The organism is Bacteroidota bacterium (genome assembly GCA_005882315.1).
Taxonomy (GTDB): Bacteria; Bacteroidota; Bacteroidia; order Chitinophagales; family Chitinophagaceae; genus VBAR01.
Genome location: VBAR01000003.1, coordinates 240,455 through 258,505 on the forward strand (window position 1 = coordinate 240,455; position 18,051 = coordinate 258,505).

Annotated in this window: 17 protein-coding genes; 8 read left to right on the forward strand and 9 right to left on the reverse strand. The window is 38.6% G+C overall.

What is annotated here, in order from left to right; all coding sequences use genetic code 11:
* Window positions 1-6: 6 nt before the first annotated feature.
* The 6 genes from E6H07_14445 to E6H07_14470 form a co-directional block, all read right to left on the reverse strand.
* Complete coding sequence (locus E6H07_14445; protein TMI62610.1) at window positions 7-651, reverse strand: gluconate 2-dehydrogenase subunit 3 family protein; 645 nt, start codon at window positions 649-651, stop codon at window positions 7-9.
* A gap of 33 nt (window positions 652-684) precedes the next feature.
* A complete protein-coding gene (locus E6H07_14450) occupies window positions 685-1,071 on the reverse strand; it encodes an endonuclease domain-containing protein (protein ID TMI62611.1) in 387 nt (128 codons plus the stop codon).
* A 78-nt stretch (window positions 1,072-1,149) separates the two neighbouring features.
* Window positions 1,150-2,841 carry a GMC family oxidoreductase gene (locus E6H07_14455; GenBank protein TMI62612.1) on the reverse strand — a complete coding sequence of 564 codons (1,692 nt, stop codon included), beginning with the start codon at window positions 2,839-2,841 and terminating at the stop codon, window positions 1,150-1,152.
* Window positions 2,842-3,022: 181 nt separating this feature from the next.
* A complete protein-coding gene (locus E6H07_14460; protein TMI62613.1) occupies window positions 3,023-3,919 on the reverse strand; it encodes a TIM barrel protein in 897 nt (298 codons plus the stop codon).
* Window positions 3,920-3,959: 40 nt separating this feature from the next.
* On the reverse strand, window positions 3,960-5,192 hold the full coding sequence (locus tag E6H07_14465; protein ID TMI62614.1) for an MFS transporter: 1,233 nt from the start codon (window positions 5,190-5,192) through the stop codon (window positions 3,960-3,962).
* Between the two features lie 14 nt (window positions 5,193-5,206).
* Window positions 5,207-6,493: an MFS transporter gene (locus tag E6H07_14470; protein ID TMI62615.1), complete on the reverse strand. Its 1,287-nt coding sequence runs from the start codon at window positions 6,491-6,493 to the stop codon at window positions 5,207-5,209.
* Window positions 6,494-6,709: 216 nt separating this feature from the next.
* On the opposite strand from E6H07_14470, the gene E6H07_14475 reads away from it, so the two are divergent.
* The 5 genes from E6H07_14475 to E6H07_14495 all read left to right on the forward strand — a co-directional run bounded on the left by E6H07_14475 (window position 6,710) and on the right by E6H07_14495 (window position 10,748).
* Window positions 6,710-7,849, forward strand: a complete 1,140-nt coding sequence (locus E6H07_14475; GenBank protein ID TMI63077.1) for a Gfo/Idh/MocA family oxidoreductase — start codon at window positions 6,710-6,712, stop codon at window positions 7,847-7,849.
* Between the two features lie 94 nt (window positions 7,850-7,943).
* Window positions 7,944-8,999, forward strand: coding sequence for a sugar phosphate isomerase/epimerase (locus E6H07_14480; GenBank protein TMI62616.1), 1,056 nt, complete (start codon window positions 7,944-7,946; stop codon window positions 8,997-8,999).
* A 27-nt stretch (window positions 9,000-9,026) separates the two neighbouring features.
* Window positions 9,027-9,425 (forward strand): c-type cytochrome, encoded by a 399-nt coding sequence (locus E6H07_14485; GenBank protein ID TMI62617.1) that lies wholly within the window; start codon window positions 9,027-9,029, stop codon window positions 9,423-9,425.
* 2 nt (window positions 9,426-9,427) lie between these two features.
* The gene (locus tag E6H07_14490) at window positions 9,428-10,186 is read left to right on the forward strand and encodes a DUF1080 domain-containing protein (protein ID TMI62618.1); all 759 of its coding nucleotides are present in this window, start codon (window positions 9,428-9,430) and stop codon (window positions 10,184-10,186) included.
* Between the two features lie 136 nt (window positions 10,187-10,322).
* Window positions 10,323-10,748 carry a DUF1761 domain-containing protein gene (locus E6H07_14495; GenBank protein TMI62619.1) on the forward strand — a complete coding sequence of 142 codons (426 nt, stop codon included), beginning with the start codon at window positions 10,323-10,325 and terminating at the stop codon, window positions 10,746-10,748.
* Between the two features lie 12 nt (window positions 10,749-10,760).
* On the opposite strand, the gene pyk is transcribed toward E6H07_14495, so the two are convergent.
* Window positions 10,761-12,254: a pyruvate kinase gene (gene pyk / locus E6H07_14500; GenBank protein ID TMI62620.1), complete on the reverse strand. Its 1,494-nt coding sequence runs from the start codon at window positions 12,252-12,254 to the stop codon at window positions 10,761-10,763.
* Between the two features lie 18 nt (window positions 12,255-12,272).
* A complete protein-coding gene (gene pfkA / locus E6H07_14505) occupies window positions 12,273-13,265 on the reverse strand; it encodes a 6-phosphofructokinase (GenBank protein TMI62621.1) in 993 nt (330 codons plus the stop codon).
* Between the two features lie 172 nt (window positions 13,266-13,437).
* Between pfkA and E6H07_14510 the strand changes: the two genes are divergently transcribed.
* The 3 genes from E6H07_14510 to E6H07_14520 all read left to right on the forward strand — a co-directional run bounded on the left by E6H07_14510 (window position 13,438) and on the right by E6H07_14520 (window position 17,358).
* Window positions 13,438-15,588 carry a S9 family peptidase gene (locus E6H07_14510; protein ID TMI62622.1) on the forward strand — a complete coding sequence of 717 codons (2,151 nt, stop codon included), beginning with the start codon at window positions 13,438-13,440 and terminating at the stop codon, window positions 15,586-15,588.
* A 117-nt stretch (window positions 15,589-15,705) separates the two neighbouring features.
* Entirely contained in the window at window positions 15,706-16,449 is a 744-nt protein-coding gene (locus tag E6H07_14515) for a hypothetical protein (GenBank protein ID TMI62623.1), read from the forward strand.
* A gap of 21 nt (window positions 16,450-16,470) precedes the next feature.
* Window positions 16,471-17,358, forward strand: coding sequence for an SDR family oxidoreductase (locus E6H07_14520; GenBank protein TMI62624.1), 888 nt, complete (start codon window positions 16,471-16,473; stop codon window positions 17,356-17,358).
* Window positions 17,359-17,442: 84 nt separating this feature from the next.
* Here the strand turns inward: E6H07_14520 and E6H07_14525 are convergent, their stop codons facing one another.
* Window positions 17,443-18,039 (reverse strand): DUF1684 domain-containing protein, encoded by a 597-nt coding sequence (locus E6H07_14525; protein TMI62625.1) that lies wholly within the window; start codon window positions 18,037-18,039, stop codon window positions 17,443-17,445.
* Between the last annotated feature and the right edge of the window lie 12 nt (window positions 18,040-18,051).

An 18,051-nucleotide genomic window follows, 5' to 3' on the forward strand; every position in this document is an offset into this window, starting at 1 on the left:
AATTGATTAATTCAAAGCCGTGAAAATCTTATCACCTTTTTTATAATCAAGGTCGCCAACATATTTACCGGGCACCGGCTCATATCTTGTAGCTGATGTTCTTCCTTCTTTTGAAGTGAAGTAACCAAGTATTGTCAATTGTTTCATCATGGTGAAATAATGAGCTGGCATCGTTTTTCTTTCAAAATTTGTATCGCCATTGGCCTGCGCTTTCTTTTCAAGATCATCCTGCATTTTTTCAAACTCAGCTTTTCTTTGCTCATTTGTATCCTTTACTTCCTTTTCAATTGAGACAAGTAATTCTTTTCTATGTTCAGGACTAGCTTTCATAAAATCATGGCTATGCATTTTGTTACATGCCTTGTCAAGCTCTTTCATTCCGGCATGAAATACTTCCTGGTCATCTTTTTTATAACAGTCATTGACCATCACCGTCATAAACTGTCCAACCTTAGCTTCTTTAGCACCGGCTGTTGCTGTTTTTGGAAAAATTGTTTCTGCTATTTCATCCAGGAAAGCAATATCATCTTCGCTGAATGTAGTCCCCGGCCCCGCATCGGGGTTTTTGCAACCAGCTACTAAAAACTCGCCACCGATAACAACTCCGCCGGTTACAACGGCTATCATTCTGATTAATTCTCTTCTGTTCATATAATAAACCCCCAAACCCCCTAAAGGGGGCTTTTAGACTCCGATACCCGGAGCTTTGTTATTAATAATATTGTTTACTTTTTTTTGAATTTGTTCGATCACTTTTTCTACGTTTTTGAATACATCATCGTTATTAAACCTGATAATGTTATAACCCAATAATTGCAAATCATTTTGTCTTTGTATATCGTTGTTTTTTACATCCTCGTTATTGTGAACTGAACCATCTAATTCAACAATCAACTTTGCTTTATGACAAAAGAAATCTGCTATATAGTTTCCTACTGGATGTTGCCGTCTGAATTTAAATCCGTTTATTCCATCTCTTAAATACATCCAAAGAATTTTCTCTGCCTCTGTCATGTTTTTTCTTAACCTTTTGGCATGCTCGAAAATTAAATGTGATGCACCTTCGAACATACCACCCTTTTTATATGGATTCTTTAATGACATTATAGCTATAAGGCTCTAAAGTCCCCTTTAGGGGATTTAGGGGTTTTATATATTTTGTTTTTTCAATTCATCTACAGCAAATGCAGCAGCTCTTGCTGTAAGTGCCATATAGGTCAATGACGGGTTTACACATGATGCTGATGTCATACAGGCTCCGTCAGTAACAAATACATTCTTACAATCCCATACCTGGTTATTGCCGTTCAATACTGAGTTTTTAGCATCACGTCCCATGCGGGCAGTTCCCATTTCATGAATGCCCATGCCGGGTGCATAGTCGCTTTCAAATGTTTTTACATTTTTTACGCCGGCATTTTCAAACATTTCTTTCAGGTCATTCATCATATCTACACGCATCTTTTTTTCATTGTCTCTTATTTCTACACTCATATCAAGAACAGGCAATCCCCATTTATCTTTTACATCTTTATTCAGCTTGATCAGGTTGTCATGATAAGGAAGCATTTCGCCAAATGCTGTAGCGCCTATTCTCCAATCACCCGGTTCGCTGAGTGCATCTTTTAATTCTGCACCGATACTGAGTTCTTTTACATCACGTCCCCATCCGTTCCTGCTTGCACTGCCCTGGTAACCGAAGCCACGGATATAATCTCTTTTATCACCAGCAAAATTTCTAAACCGTGGTATATAAAATCCTGTAGGGCGGTTACCGAAATAATATTTATCCTCATAGCCTTCTATTTCACCACCTGCGCCAACGCGGAAATGATGATCCATTGCATTATGTCCTAACTCGCCACTGCTGCTGCCCAAACCATCTGGCCAGATATCAGTTGCCGAGTTCATCAGTATCCATGTGGAGTTGAAAGCCGATGCACATAGGAAAACAACTTTTGCAAAATATTCTTTCACTTCGTTTGTTTCTGCATCAATTATCCGTACACCTTTTGCTTTCTTAGTTTCTTTATCATAAATAACTTCTTTTACAATTGAAAACGGACGCAGTGTAAGATTGCCTGTTTTCATTGCAGCAGGTAATGTAGATGACTGTGTACTGAAATAGGCTCCGAAGGGACAGCCATTCCAGCACATATCACGGTATTGACATTTGGTACGTTGAGGGCTATCTGCTAAAGGAGCAGTAACATGTGCAGTACGTCCGATAATTAAAGTTCTTTGATTTTTATAATATGCTTTTATTCTTGCAGCTACATCTTTTTCTACAATGTTCAGATCCATTGCGGGTAAGAAATGACTATCAGGTAATACAGCCAATTTTTCATATGAGCCTTGTATGCCTGCGAATTTTTCAACATAAGTGTACCAGCTTTCTACGTCTTTATAATTGATTGGCCATGGAGTAGCGATACCGTCTTTTTCATTGGCTAAAAAATCTTCTTCACACCAGCGATAACTTTGACGGCCCCACATAAGAGAACGGCCACCTACATGATAGCCACGATACCAGTCGAAACGCTTTGTTTCAGTATAAGGACAATCTTTATCACTGGCCCAGTAATGGAGATTGCGTTCATTCAGCGGATAATCTCTCTTAAGTTTTGGATAATCTTCTATCATTTGTTGTGTACGTCCGCCACGATGAGGATATTCCCAGACCGGTCGGTTGCTCGGTTCATAATCTTTTATATGTTCGAGAGGACGGCCACGTTCGAGCATAATTGTTTTCAGGCCTTTTTCTGTAAGTTCTTTAGCTGCCCAGCCACCACTGATACCTGAGCCAACTACGATCGCATCGAAAATGTTATTGTCTGCCATGTTTTATCGTTGATTTGTTATTTAAGATTTTTTTTGTTAACGGCTGTATTGCTACTATTAAACTATTGTTGCGTCGCACTCTTGTACGACTTGTAATTCTATTCAACTTTTTTGTCAATGGTCAATCGTGAATGGTGAATTAATAAAGACTCTACTTATTCACCATTCACTATTCACGTCCTCACACATCACATCTTTTAATTGCATCTTTCAACGCCGCAATTTTTTCATCATTTGTTTTTCCTGTTGGTATATATTCCTGCGCCACATAACCTGTATAACCTGTTTTTAAAATTGCTTCCATAATGGCAGGGTAATATAATTCCTGTGTTTCATTGATCTCATGCCTGCCGGGAACTCCTGCCGTATGATAATGACCGAAATACTCATGATTATCCTGGATCGTTCTTATCACATCGCCTTCATTTATCTGCATGTGATAAATATCATACAGTATTTTAAAATTGGGCGATCCGATCCGTTTACACAGTTCAACAGCCCATGCACTTTTATCAGCCATATAGTCTTTATGGTCAATTTTACTGTTGAATACTTCAATTTGTACAATAACTCCTTTTTGTTCGGCCAGGCCAATGATCTTTTTAATGCCTTCAGTCATATTTTTCATGCCAGTCTCATCATCCATGCCTTTGCGGTTGCCACTGAAACAAATAAGATTTTTATAGCCTGCTTCAGCGACCAGCGGAATTGCTTCTGTATAATCTTTGATCAGCCATTCATGATTGTCTTTATTATTCCAACCTTCTGTCAGGCTTCTTTTTCCGGCCGTATAGCACATGGAGCAATAAAGTCCGTGGCTTTTTATTGTCGGCCATTCTTTTGGCGATAACAGGTCAATTGCTTTCAATCCTAATTTCTTTACTTCCACACATAATTCTTCCAATGAAAGAAAGCCGTAAGTCCACTGCGTTACGGAATGATTGATATTTCCCTTCAGGGTATAATGTTCGTCCACTTTTTCGTTTTTTGAGAAGGAAGATAAAAGGGGAGATGCAGCAGCAGCAATGCTGCCCGTTGCCATTGTTTTCAGTGCCTCTCTGCGGTTTGATGTTTTCATATTAGCATATCGTTTTCCAAAGTTACAAATTGTAATTGCTCTAAACTTCAGGAATACTGTCATTTTCTGGTAAGCCAGCTACTCGTATCTGCCTTTTTTCCTTAAAGAATAAAATGAAATATATAAGTACTCCTAATGCTATATAAGCAGGCACGAACCAAATGCTCTTCCAATCATGGCCTTCTCCAATTTTATAGCTACCAACGACCTCGCCTGACACTAATGTGCCTATGAACATGCCAACTCCATAAGTAGCAAAGGTGAACAACCCTTGTGCTGCATTTTTAATTTTTTCTCCCGCTTTTTTCTCTGTGTACATATAACCTGTTACGAAAAAGAAATCGTAGCAGATACCATGTAAAATAATTCCTGCATAAAGCATCCAGATATTGGCATCAGTATTTCCATAAGCAAAGCAGATGTATCGAAGTAGCCAGGCGGTCATTCCCATCAACAACATTTTTTTTACGCCTATTCTATTAAACAAAAAAGGTATGGCGATAATGAAAACTGCTTCTGAAACTTGCCCGATCGTCATTTTGCCGGCAGCGTTATTCATGCCTAATTCATTTAGAAAAGGGTTAGCCCAACCGTAATAAAATGATAATGGAATACAAACAAGAATGGCAGCAATGAAAAATATCAGGTAGGGTTTGCTTTTAAATAAGACAAATGCTTCTGTTCCCAATGCACTTGAAGCAGAACCAGCCTGTTTACCTTTAGGCGGGGTATTTGGGAGCATAAAACTAAATAAGCCTAAAACGACTGAAACCCCTGCAGCGATCATAAATGTAGTAGTTGTCGGTTCTATTTTTAAAAAGCCAATGATCAAACCTGCTGCGATCCAACCCAGGGTTCCAAATACCCGGATCCATGGAAATTGCTTGCCGGCATCACTCATTTGATAAAATGCAATACTATTTGATAAGGCTATTGTCGGCATATAAAGCAATGAATAAAACAAAATGATCCAGTAGAAAGTTGAGCTGTCACCAACTTTTGTAGCTATAAATAATAATGCAGCGCCTAATAGATGAAGCAGACCCATGATACGTTGCGCTGAAAAAAACCGATCAGCTATCATTCCTACAAAAAAAGGAGAGATCATTGTTGCAATAGCTAATGCCGAATAAGCTTGTCCGATGGTTTTATCAATTCCTGTTTCTTTAAAATGTTCTCCCATGTAAGTACCCATAGTTACATACCATGCACCCCAAATGAAATATTGGAGAAACATCATTATCGCAAGCTGAACTCCTGTAGAGATTTTCATGCTGTCTTTTAATATTAATGTGCAGCAGCCAATGTTGGCTTAGGCTTATTACGCATATATAAATAGAGCCCTGCAAAAGCAACTATTAAAACGATCGGTATTATCAAAGTTGTGTTGATCACTTCCGGACCGGCGGCTTTGTTGGCTGCTCCTAGCGCATCTTTCATTTGCTGTGTTGCTTCCGGTCCATTATATACTTTCAGGTCGGCGCCTTCAGGTAGTTGTTTTGAAATCAGGTTATCATATACTCCGCCCATAAACATGGTGTAAATAGAAACAGCAAACATACCTGCACCACCCATCAGGTTTAATCCTACGGCACCTGTTTTGGGTAAATACTCAGATACGAAACCAAGCATACATGGCCAGAAATAACAAACTCCTGCGCCAAATATTAAGGCAGCAAAAAACAACATATTACCAGAACTATGCCCTAATAAGTATAAGCCTATTGTCGCAAGAATAGCAGAGCAAAGCAGTACTCCTTGAGGGGAAAGTTTATGAACAACCGGGCCCGCAAATGCCCGGCCGATAACCATTACACCTGTTGTAACCGTTAATATAAGTATTGAATTCTCCGTGACGTTTTTAAGCAATAATTCTATCCATTGGCCGGTAAAAAGTTCTGTTATTGCAGTACCAAACATGCAAATGATCATAAAAATGAAAAGCGGATTAGCTAATGATTTATACATTTCGCCGGTACTTACCCCACTTGCTACTCTTTCAGTGACCGGGAAACTTTGTTTTAAGAACAGGTAGCCATACAGAACTGCGGGAATGATCATCAATGCCATTTGTATTTGCCATCCAATGCCGGCTTTATCAAGGAAATAAACCAGCAATGTACCAATCACGATACCGCCGGGGAACCATAAGTGAAAATGATTCAGCTTTGTAGTTTTATCATCAGTGTATAACGAAGCGACCAGCGGGTTACAAGCAGCTTCAACTGTACCGTTTGCAATGCCAATACATAAAGTGGAAATAAACAATGCCCAGAAAGGATTGCCAAAACTTCCGGCAAAGATGGTGAGCAATATTCCCGCCATGTGAAAAACAAATGCAAGCACTAAAAGTTTTTTCATGCCGATTATGTCTACAACCATTCCCCCGATGATAACCGCCAGCGGGAAACCCCAGAATGCAGTAGCGGCTATAGTTCCCAATTCTGCCTTGTCTAATGAAAACTCAACGCCCAACCGGTTGAGAATACCGGCCCTGATACCAAAAGAAAGTGATGTAACTAATAATGCCAGGCAACTGGCAACAAAAAGCTGATTCTTGTTTACGGCTTGCATATCGTTTGGTTTGATGAAGAATAGAGGTTTTAAATGTAAAGTATTTTGTTATTCATTGTCTATTAATACTGTAAAAGTTTTCCTCAACCGTTTGCTGTAATGCTTTATTCGTTAGTTCATGCGTAATAAGAGTGAAAATAATTCTGAAAACTTTTTAATCTTATATTTATCCAAATTTTTAAATAAATATTCATCATGATCAACAGACAACTGCGTATGGGTATGATCGGCGGTGGCAAGGATGCATTCATCGGCGCTATTCATCGCTTTGCTTTTAATATGGATGGACAGGTAAAACTCGTTGCTGGTGCACTCAGCATCAAGCCAGACATAGCTATTGATTCCGGTAAAAGCTTGTATCTCGATGAGGACAGGATCTATACGGATTATAAAACCATGTTTGAGAAAGAAGCGGCCATGCCTGCAGACAAGCGATTGGATTTTGTAAGCATTGTTACTCCCAACTTCGCCCATTTTGATCCGGCAATGATGGCATTGGATAATGGTTTTAATGTAGCTATTGAAAAGCCCATAACTTTTTCATTAGAGCAGGCAAAACAATTAAAAGAAAAAGTAAAACAAACCGGGCTTACTCTTTTACTAACACATACTTACACCGGCTACCCGATGGTGAAGCAGGCAAAACAAATGATAAAGAATGGTGTGATTGGAAAAGTAAGAAAGGTATATGTAGAATACCCCCAGGGATGGTTGAGTACATTAAAAGAAAGCGAAGGCAATGCGCAGGCTTCATGGCGTACCGATCCAAAACGTAGCGGCATAGCCGGTGCAATGGGTGATATCGGTACCCACGCATTTAATATGGCAGAATATGTAACAGGAGCCCAGGCAACACATTTATGCGCCCACCTGAATGTGGTAGTGGAAGGGAGATTGCTTGATGATGATGGGGGAGTGTTTATAAAATTTGATAATGGAGCCACCGGTGTATTGATGGCAACACAAGTTGCCGCTGGTGAAGAAAACTGTATTAAAATAAGAGTGTATGGTGAAAAAGGTGGATTGGAATGGAAACAGGAAGATGCGAACACATTATTGTTAAAATGGCTTGATAAACCTACCGAGATCTATCGAGCAGGTACAGGCTATGTAAGTTCATACGCATCACATAACAGCCGTACTCCAGCTGGTCATCCGGAAGGTTATCTTGAAGCATTTGCAAACCTTTACAGAAACTTTGTGTTGACGGTTAAAGCAAAAGCAAATGGTGAAAAACCGGCAGATGAATGGCTCGATTTTCCATCAGTAGATGAAGGTATAAGAGGCATGGCATTTATTGAGAGTGTAGTTGCTTCAGGTAAATCAGATCAAAAATGGACAGAGTTTAAGGTGTGAGTTGTGAATGGTGAATTGGCAATACATTTCTGATAGTATTCTTATTCACCATTGACAATTGACCATTCACAAAAAATAAAATTTATTACAGCAAATGACTACAATCAAAGGCCCGGGGATTTTTCTTGCACAGTTCATGGGTGATAAACCACCGTTTGATAATTTTAAATCAATTTGTCTTTGGGCAAAGAGCTTGGGTTTTAAAGGTGTGCAAATTCCATCATGGGATGGACGCTGCATTGATTTGCAAAAAGCGGCTGAGAGTAAAACCTATGCAGATGAAATAAAAGGTATCGTAAATGACTGTGGTTTGGAAATAACTGAACTGTCAACACATCTTCAAGGGCAGCTAGTCGCTGTTCATCCTGCTTATGATGATCTGTTTGACGGCTTTGCTCCGGATGCTGTAAAGAAAAACCCAAAAGCAAGAACAGAATGGGCGGTGCAGCAATTAAAGTATGCAGCAAAAGCTTCACAGAATTTAGGATTGAATGCACATGCAACTTTCAGCGGCGCATTATTATGGCCAACAATTTACCCCTGGCCTCAACGTCCTGCAGGTTTGGTGGAAACAGGTTTTAAAGAGTTAGCTGATCGTTGGTTGCCGATACTGAATGTATTTGATGAATGCGGTGTGGATGTTTGTTATGAAATACATCCTGGAGAAGATCTGCATGATGGGATCACTTACGAAATGTTTTTAGAAAAAGTAAATAATCACAAACGAGCTTGCTTGTTATATGATCCATCACATTTTGTTTTGCAATGCCTGGATTATCTTGAATACATCGACAATTATCATGACCGAATAAAAATGTTTCATGTAAAAGATGCAGAATTTAATCCAACAGGTAAACAGGGTGTATATGGCGGCTACCAGGATTGGATAAATCGTGCAGGCCGTTTTCGTTCATTGGGTGATGGGCAGGTTGATTTCAAATCCATTTTTAGCAAACTGACACAATATAATTTTACTGGTTGGGCAGTAATGGAATGGGAATGCTGTATCAAGCATCCGGAAGATGGCGCCAAAGAAGGAGCGGAGTTTATAAAGAATAATATAATCAGAGTTACAGAAAAGGCTTTTGATGATTTTGCAGGACAAGCCAGTGATGAAAAGTTTAATAGAAGGATATTAGGAATGAATTAAATACATTTGCAAACAAAATTTAAACACATGAAGAAAATATTCTTATTATTTACGGTTGCTGGCATGATCGCATCATGCGGGGGCGGCGACAAAAAAGAAGAAAAGAAAGAACCTGCTGCAACCGAACAAAAAGCTGAAAGCGATGATATGAGTAGTAATCCTGTATATCAGAAAGGACTTGAGTTGATTGCACAAAACGACTGCCTCACTTGTCACAAAATTGATGAGAAATTAACCGGCCCTGCATATAAGGATGTAGCAAAAAAATATGCGGGTAAGGATACAGCTGTACAGTATCTTGCTAATAAAATTATTGCAGGTGGCAGCGGTAATTGGGGTGAAGTACCGATGGCCCCACACTCAGCACTATCTATGGATGATGCAAAAGCACTGGCACAATACGTTTTACTTTTTAAAGATAAATAAGCATGAAAAAATTATTAGTTATTCCTGTGCTGGCAATTTGCCTGAACAGTTGTATTGATAAATCATCTGAAGAAAAAGAAGATATCAAGAAAGAATCTGCAATTAATTCTTTGACTGATGAGGAAAAGAAAGAAGGCTGGCAGTTATTGTTTGATGGTACATCTACCAAAGGCTGGCATAAATATGGCGATACTGCAACCGGAAGTGCCTGGAAAATTGACAGCGGTTTATTGAAGCTTGATGCATCAGTAAAGGAAAACTGGCAGATAAAAGGCGGTGGTGATATTGTTACCGATTCTGCTTATGATAATTTTCATTTAAAACTAGACTGGAAAATTGATACATGCGGCAATAGCGGCATTATTATTTTCATCACAGAAGATACTGCTAAATATACCTGGGGATGGCAAACAGGGCCCGAAATGCAGATACTGGATAATAAATGTCATCCTGATACAGCATACATTACACATCGTGCAGGGAGCCTATACGATTTGATCACCGTTTCAAAAGTAACAGTGAAACCGGCTCTGGAATGGAACCATGTTGAAATAAAATCGTTGAATGGCAAACTGGATTTTTGGCTCAACGGAGAAAACGTTGTTTCTACTACTATGTGGGATGATAACTGGAAAAAAATGATTGCTGGCAGTAAATTTAAAGCTCATCCTGATTTTGGTACGGTTAAAAAAGGAAAACTCGGGTTACAGGATCATGGAAATAATGTATGGTTCAGAAATATTAAGATCAAAAAGCTATAGCTTTATCAAATAAGATTTTTGGAATCCCTTCAGTTTTTTGCTGAGGGGATTTTTACTTACAATGGATTAAAAAGAATTATATCTTTTAAAATCCGGAAATAAGTTTTACCTTTTACAGGACCAAAACGCTCTGATAATGGACACTTCCTTTCTTTCCCAACTCAACTGGCTGGCCATCCTTGTTGCAGCCGTTGCTTATTTTATGTTAGGCGCTTTATGGTATTCCAAATTATTATTTGCAAACACATGGATAAAAAGTACCGGTGTTGATATGAATAACCCCGATGCAAAAAAAGGCGTCGGAGGCATTATGGCATTTACTTTTATCCTGGAATTTTTAGTCTGTATCGGGTTAGCAATTTTAGTTTACCGTTTAGGGTTGTCAAGATGGATGTCTGGAGTAAAACTTGGCCTTACAACAGGAGTCTGTTTTGCTGCTACAGGGATCAGCATTTCCTATTTGTATCAAAGCAAACCAACCATTCTCAGTTTTATTGACGGGGGATACCACACCATTGGTCAGATCATTGCGGCTATTGTTCTATGCTTATGGCCGCATTAGTATTTACAGTACTTATCCTTCAATCTTAGTGATCTTTAATATATTGGTCGGCAGGTGCTGGTCTACTGGTGTACTGCCGGTATTCACTACTATATCTCCGGTTTTTATAAATTTCCTTTGCTTAAGGATCTCGATCTGGTCGTGAATAATATCATCAAGGCTATCTTCTTCATCATAATAAAATGCACGAACACCCCAGCTAAGACTCAGTTGGTTTACCACTGTTCTTTCTTTAGTAAAAATATAAAGCGGTGATTGCGGTCTGAAGCTGCTTAGCATAAAACCAGTATATCCCGTTTGCGTCATTCCAACCAATGCATTACAGTTTGTATCTCTCGCTAGTCTGCATGCATTAATACAAATAGCATCACTCAAAAAAGAAGGGGAGTGAGGTTGAGGTTGTAAATGTTCATCCAGGTTATAATTATAATCTGTACGTTCTACTTCCATAATGATCTTACACATCGTTTCAACCACCAGCGTTGGATGTTTACCAGTTGCAGTTTCTCCACTTAGCATAACTGCATCAGCACCTTCCAATACAGCGTTTGCCACATCGGTAATTTCACTCCGGTTAGGTTTCACCCTGTCGATCATACTTTCCATCATCTGTGTAGCAACTATTACAGGTTTGGCACGATGCAGGCATTTACGTATAAGTTGTTTCTGGATCAGCGGAACCTGCTCTACAGGAAGTTCAACACCTAGGTCTCCACGGGCAACCATGATACCATCTGATTCAAGAATAATATCACGGATATTCGTCAGAGCTTCGGGCTTTTCAATTTTTGCAATGATCTTGGTCTTACTTTTCTTTTCATCCAGTTTATTGCGAAGGATAATGATATCTTTTACACTTCTTACAAAAGACAAAGCCACCCAATCTAATTTTTGTTCAATTACAAATTCAAGGTCTTCCAGGTCTTTATCCGTAAGTGCCGGCAATGAAATTTTTGTATCAGGCAGGTTAATCCCTTTTTTAGATGAAAGCGTTCCACCCAAAAGAACCTGTACCTGCACATCATTATTTTTGAGTATCTGTTTTACTTTTACTTCGAGCTTTCCATCATCTATCATAATGATGTTACCGACAGATACATCATCATGCAGGTTGGGGTAAGAAACATAAATACGTTCGTGATTACCCACTAATTTTTCATTGGTAAAAGTGAGAATATCTCCTTCTTTTATTTCGATACTTCCGTTTTCAATTTCACCTACACGCAGTTTAGGTCCCTGCAAATCCCCAAGTATGGCAATATTAAACGGTTCTGATATATTGATCTGGCGAATAAACTCGATGATCTTTGCTTTATCCTCATGCGAGCCATGTGAAAAATTAAGGCGAAATACATTTACGCCGGCTCTTACCAACTCAAGTAATTTTTCATACGTGTCACATGCAGGCCCTACAGTAGCAACAATTTTTGTACGATGTGTATTGTGTGTATATCCTGCTTCTTTATCCATTTGCTTATGGAAGTATTTTTCTGCGTGTTTGCTCATACGTTTTGCTTATTCCTTTTAACTGGCTAATATTTTTACAATTCTCATCCATTCATCACTGATCTTTCCTTTATTTTTTACTGCGGTTTCAAGTGGTATATAATGCATCTTATTATTTAATATGCCAACAAATACATTATGCTTCCCTTCTAGCAGGCATTCTACTGCATGAAAACCCATGCGGCTGGCGATCAACCTATCGATACATGTCGGTGAACCACCTCGCTGTATATGTCCGAGAATACAAACCCTGATCTCAGCTTTTGGCAATTCTTCTTTTAAAATTTTTTCTACTTCTACAGCTCCGCCAAATTCATCACCCTCTGCTACAACGATCAGGTTCACTAATTTTTTCCTTCTTTCCTTTTCTTTTAATGATAAGATGATATCATTGATATCCGTTTTTCTTTCAGGTATCAGGATATTTTCTGCGCCGGTAGCAATACCGCTATGCAAGGCAATATAACCCGCATCACGACCCATCACTTCAATAATAAAGATACGATCATGTGCATCCATTGTATCCCTGATCTTATCAATAGCTTCAACAGCAGTGTTTACGGCTGTATCAAAACCAATAGTAAAATCTGTACCGGCGATATCTTTATCAATAGTACCTGCTAATCCGATCACAGGTATATCAAATTCTGAACTGAATTGTACTGCACCACGGAAACTTCCGTCACCACCGATAATGACCAAACCATCGATGCCTCTTCTTTTCAGATTATCATATGCTTTTTTTCGGCCAGCGGGTTCAAAAAATTCTTTGCAGCGGGCAGTTTTTAAAATAGTGCCTCCACGCTGAATAATATTGGCTACTGATCTAGTATCCATCTGGAAAATATCATCATCGATCATTCCCTGGTAACCTCTAACGATGCCATAAATTTCAAGACCATGATACAAACCTGTTCTAACCACAGCCCTGATGGCCGCATTCATACCAGGTGAATCACCGCCGGAAGTCATTACGCCGATCTTTGTAACTTTTCTTGTAGTTGTCGCCATTCTTATATTTTTTAAATCAATCCTGCCATTCCGCTGATCGTCCAATTTTTAAGATCCGATCTATTTTCCCGTTCATCATTTAAAAAATGCTTCCAAAAATAAGACTTTACACCCATTGAGTTAATCAATTTCAGAATCTTTACCTTTAATCGTTAACAAAATCGGAATAAATATGAAACTGCAAACGTTTGTTTTATCGTTTTTACTTGCATCATTAACACTGCATGCACAGTACACTTATCCAGAAACAAAAAAAGTTGATACTGTCACTAACTATCATGGTATGCTCGTGGCTGATCCTTATCGCTGGCTGGAAGATGATCGTAGCCAGGAAACCAAGGAATGGGTGACTGCTCAAAACAAGGTAACATTTGATTACCTAAACCAGATCCCATACCGTGAGCAGTGGTTGAAGCGGCTGGAAGAAATAAATGATTATCCCAAATATTCATCACCATCACGCAATAATGAGTATTTCTATTTTTCCAAAAATAGTGGTTTGCAAAACCAAAGTGTTTTATATCGTCAGAAAGGTTTGAACGGAAAACCTGAATTGCTGATGGATCCGAATAAGTTTTCTGCAGATGGTACCACAAGTCTTGCTGCTTTTTCTCTTTCAAAAAATGGAAAGTATGCTGTGGTTGGCAAATCAGCAGGAGGAAGTGACTGGAGAACTTTATTTGTAATGGACATGACCACTAAAAGTTATTTGCCCGATTCATTGGCTTGGGTAAAAGTATCAGGTGTCAGTTGGCAGGGCGATGGTTTTTTTTACAGCCGCTATCCTACACCAGAAAAAGGGAAAGAGTTGTCAACGAAAAATGAAAATCACCAGGTGTATTATCACAAAGTAGGTACATCACAGGCAGAAGATAAATTAGTATATGAAGATCCTGCTAATCCGCAACGCTTTCATGGTGTGTTCACAAGTGAAGATGAACGCTATGTTTTTTTGAACATCAGTGATCGTGGTAAAGGCAAAGATGGAAGTGCATTATGGTATTATGATAGCAAGAGTGACGATAAAACTTTTAAGCCGATCATTAAAGAACCTTCTGATTTTAATTATGGCTTAGTAGATGAAGTAAACGGACGATTTTTAATGACGACAAATGATGGAGCTAAAAACAGGAGATTGATCTCTGTTGATCCAAAAAATCCTAGCCCCGCCAACTGGAAGACTGTTATTCCAGAAAAAGAAGAGAACCTTGTTTCTGTTTCTTCTGCTGGCGGAAAATTATTTGTGACTTACCTGAAGGATGTAACAAGCCGAGTATATGTGTACAGCAAAACTGGTAAGCTTGAAAAAGAAGTAAAACTTCCTGCATTAGGATCGGCTGGTGGCTTTGGTGGCAATTATGATGATAAGTTTGTTTTTTACACATTTACATCTATCACATTTCCTCCGACTATTTACAAGTATGATATTGCAAGCGGTGTTAGTACTGTATTCAGAAAACCGGAAGTAAAATTCAATCCTGAGGATTATAAGTTGGAGCAGGTTTTTTATCCAAGTAAGGATGGTACAAAAATTCCCATGTTTATTGTTTATAAAAAAGGTACTCAAATGAACGGGAAGAATCCAACCATACTTTATGGTTATGGCGGATTTAATATCAGCAGCACACCTTCTTTTTCACCAACAAGAATTGCATGGCTTGAACAAGGCGGTGTGTTTTGTATTGCGAACTTACGTGGTGGAAGTGAGTACGGTGAAAAATGGCACCAGGCAGGAATGCGGGATAAAAAACAAAATGTGTTTGATGATTTTATTGCAGCAGGTGAATTCCTGATCGATAAAAAATATACTTCTAAAGATTATCTCAGTGTTCAGGGTGGCTCAAACGGAGGAACTTTAGTAGGTGCAGTAATCAATCAGCGTCCTGATCTGTTTAAAGTAGCAATACCACAGGTAGGTGTAATGGATATGCTGCGTTTTCATAAGTTCACAATTGGCTGGAACTGGATAGCTGAGTATGGAAGTAGCGATAATGAAGAAGATTTTAAAACGCTGTATGCTTATTCACCTATTCATAATATTAAAGCAGGCCCGAACTATCCGTCTACTTTAATTACAACGGCAGATCATGATGATCGTGTGGTTCCTGCACATTCATTTAAATATGCTGCTACTTTGCAGGAAAAGTATAAAGGCCAGAACCCGGTGATGATACGTATTGACGTAAACTCAGGTCATGGCGCCAGCAACCTTAAAAAGAATTTAGAAACAACCGCGGATATTTATTCTTTCATTTTTTACAATATGAAAGTGAAACCCAAGTTTGATGGAGTAGCCAAACCAATAGAGAAAAAGGCATTCTGATTTCACAACATAGTAAATGTCCTGCCTCTGGCGGGACATTTTTTATTTCCTTAACATACAAACCAACGGAGAGAAGTATTAACCAGAGTATTATATTCGTCAAGCTAAACAAACACTATGAGACGTATCTTTTATTCATTACTGTTTCTTCTTTTATCTATAGCTGGCAATACTCAGAAAGATTCGATGGATGCGATTTTTACATTCCGTATTAGTGACTACATGGTAAAGCTGGATGATTCAACAACTGTTGTGCAGGTAGCAATACCCGATTCCTGGCCGCTACGAATCAGTGAAAAGCAAATGGGAGTATTGAAATACCGCTTTGAACCTGGAAAAGATTACGATACTGCAATGATCGGCTACGGTCGTTGTTATTTAATAAAAGGAGAGTGGCATTATTTTACGATCAAGCGAACTAAAGATCGTGGGCCACAACAAGGCGATTTACTGATCACAAAATGTAAAATACCTAAAGCATATACTGGTTTGCTTTTTAATCTTGCACGGAATGGCATTAGTTTAACAAACGTATATGATGAGCCATTTTATAATTCAACTGAAATATTTTCTTTTGGACCGGCAACTGAACAAGCTTTTCTTGATTCAATGGCTGCTGATATACGTTACACAGCTAAGGCAATGCTAAAACAGGGTAGCATACCGAACCAGGTAGTAAATGGAGGAATTTATGATGGTAAGAAAGTATTTGATGCAATGCAGGCAATTACAAAAAAAGATGTTGAGAAGTTTTTAAAATATGTAAAGGTCAGTCCTTCGAAATATGCAGGGAACACATGGAAAGTTTCAGAGGTATTTGCTACATGGATGGTGAGTAAAACACCCGAAGCGATAGAATGATGATAGCTTTATATTTGTTGCATGAAGATATTAGTAACAGGTGCGAATGGTTTTGCAGGATATTATTTTGCAAAAAAGCTGCTTGAACAAAACCATACAGTTATTACCACTGGAAAAGGAGCATGCCGTCTTCCTTTTTCCAATCAACCGAATTTTGTTTACGAAGAAATGGATTTCACCAATCCTTATTCTATTGACTCAGTGTTTAACAAGTACAAGCCTGATGTAGTCATTCACTCCGGCGCCATTAGTAAGCCTGATGAGTGTGAGAAAGACCAGGTGCTGGCTTATATGGTGAATGTGGAAGGAACAGTTCACCTGATGATGAATGCAGCTGAGTATAAAAGTTTTTTCATTTTCATTTCAACAGACTTTGTTTTTTCCGGAGATACAGGAATATATAAAGAAGATGATGAAAGACAACCTGTGAATTATTATGGCCGCACAAAAATGGAAGCTGAGGATGCAGTGATGGATTATGAATATGATTGGAGCATTGTAAGAACAGTATTGGTATATGGAAAACCACAGGCAGGCCGTGACAATATTTTAACAGTTGTAAAAAACAAATTGGAGAAAGGAGAGGGGTACAATATTTTTAATGACCAGGTAAGAACACCTACTTATGTTGAAGACCTTGCTGCTGCTGTTGCGAAGATCATAGATAATAAAGCAACCGGCATTTACCATATCTCCGGCGAAGAGGTGTTGACGCCTTATCAAATGGCCATGGAAGCCGCCTCATTTTTAAATCTTGATAAATCATTGCTGAAAAAAGTGATTGCTGCAGATATGCCTCAACTTGCAATACGACCATTAACAACAGGCTTTAATATCGACAAAGCTAAAAGAGATTTAGAGTATAAGCCAACTCCTTTCAGCGAAGGGTTGAGAAAAACTTTTGAGTAGATCAGAAACGAAAACTTACCCCGGTTTTTAATAAATCTTGGTGGGAAACCGCAAAGTACAAAACAGATCAAAGATCAGTTTGAATCAATGCGCTGATTTCAGAAACTTTTTTTCTCCTGCCAGTATCGCTACATTGATCCTGTTTTCTTTTGGAGGAACCGGACAATTATATCCAGCGGTATATGCACAGTAAGGGTTATATGCTTTATTAAAATCAACTAGAAGCATATTTTCTTTAATATCGTTAATTGAAAAATCAAAATAACGTCCGCTTTCATAAGTTTCTTCGCCAGTGGTGGCATCCATAAATGGAATAAAAAGATAATCTTTAAGCTGGTTCACCTTCATTAGATCCTGCGATTGATAAACGCAAAGTGTAACAACTGTATCGTTTAGTGTGAAATATACTTTCCCATAAATTCTATGAGATTTTTTAACCAGGCCGCTTGTCTCCATCATAAACCACGGGCTGTTGTCTATTTTTTCAAACCGGCAATTAAAACGAAATTTTTCATTGATCGGATAAAACTGCAGGCTTTTTTTGTCATCACCTTTAACCACACCATGCGTTTTTACATAGTCAGTAATGAAATCTTGTAAGGAATCTTTGTAAGATTTCTCTTGAGAAAATGCAAGGCCCGAAATGAGTAAGGTTAATAAGAATAAAGTCAGTCTTTTCATCGGTCTGATCCG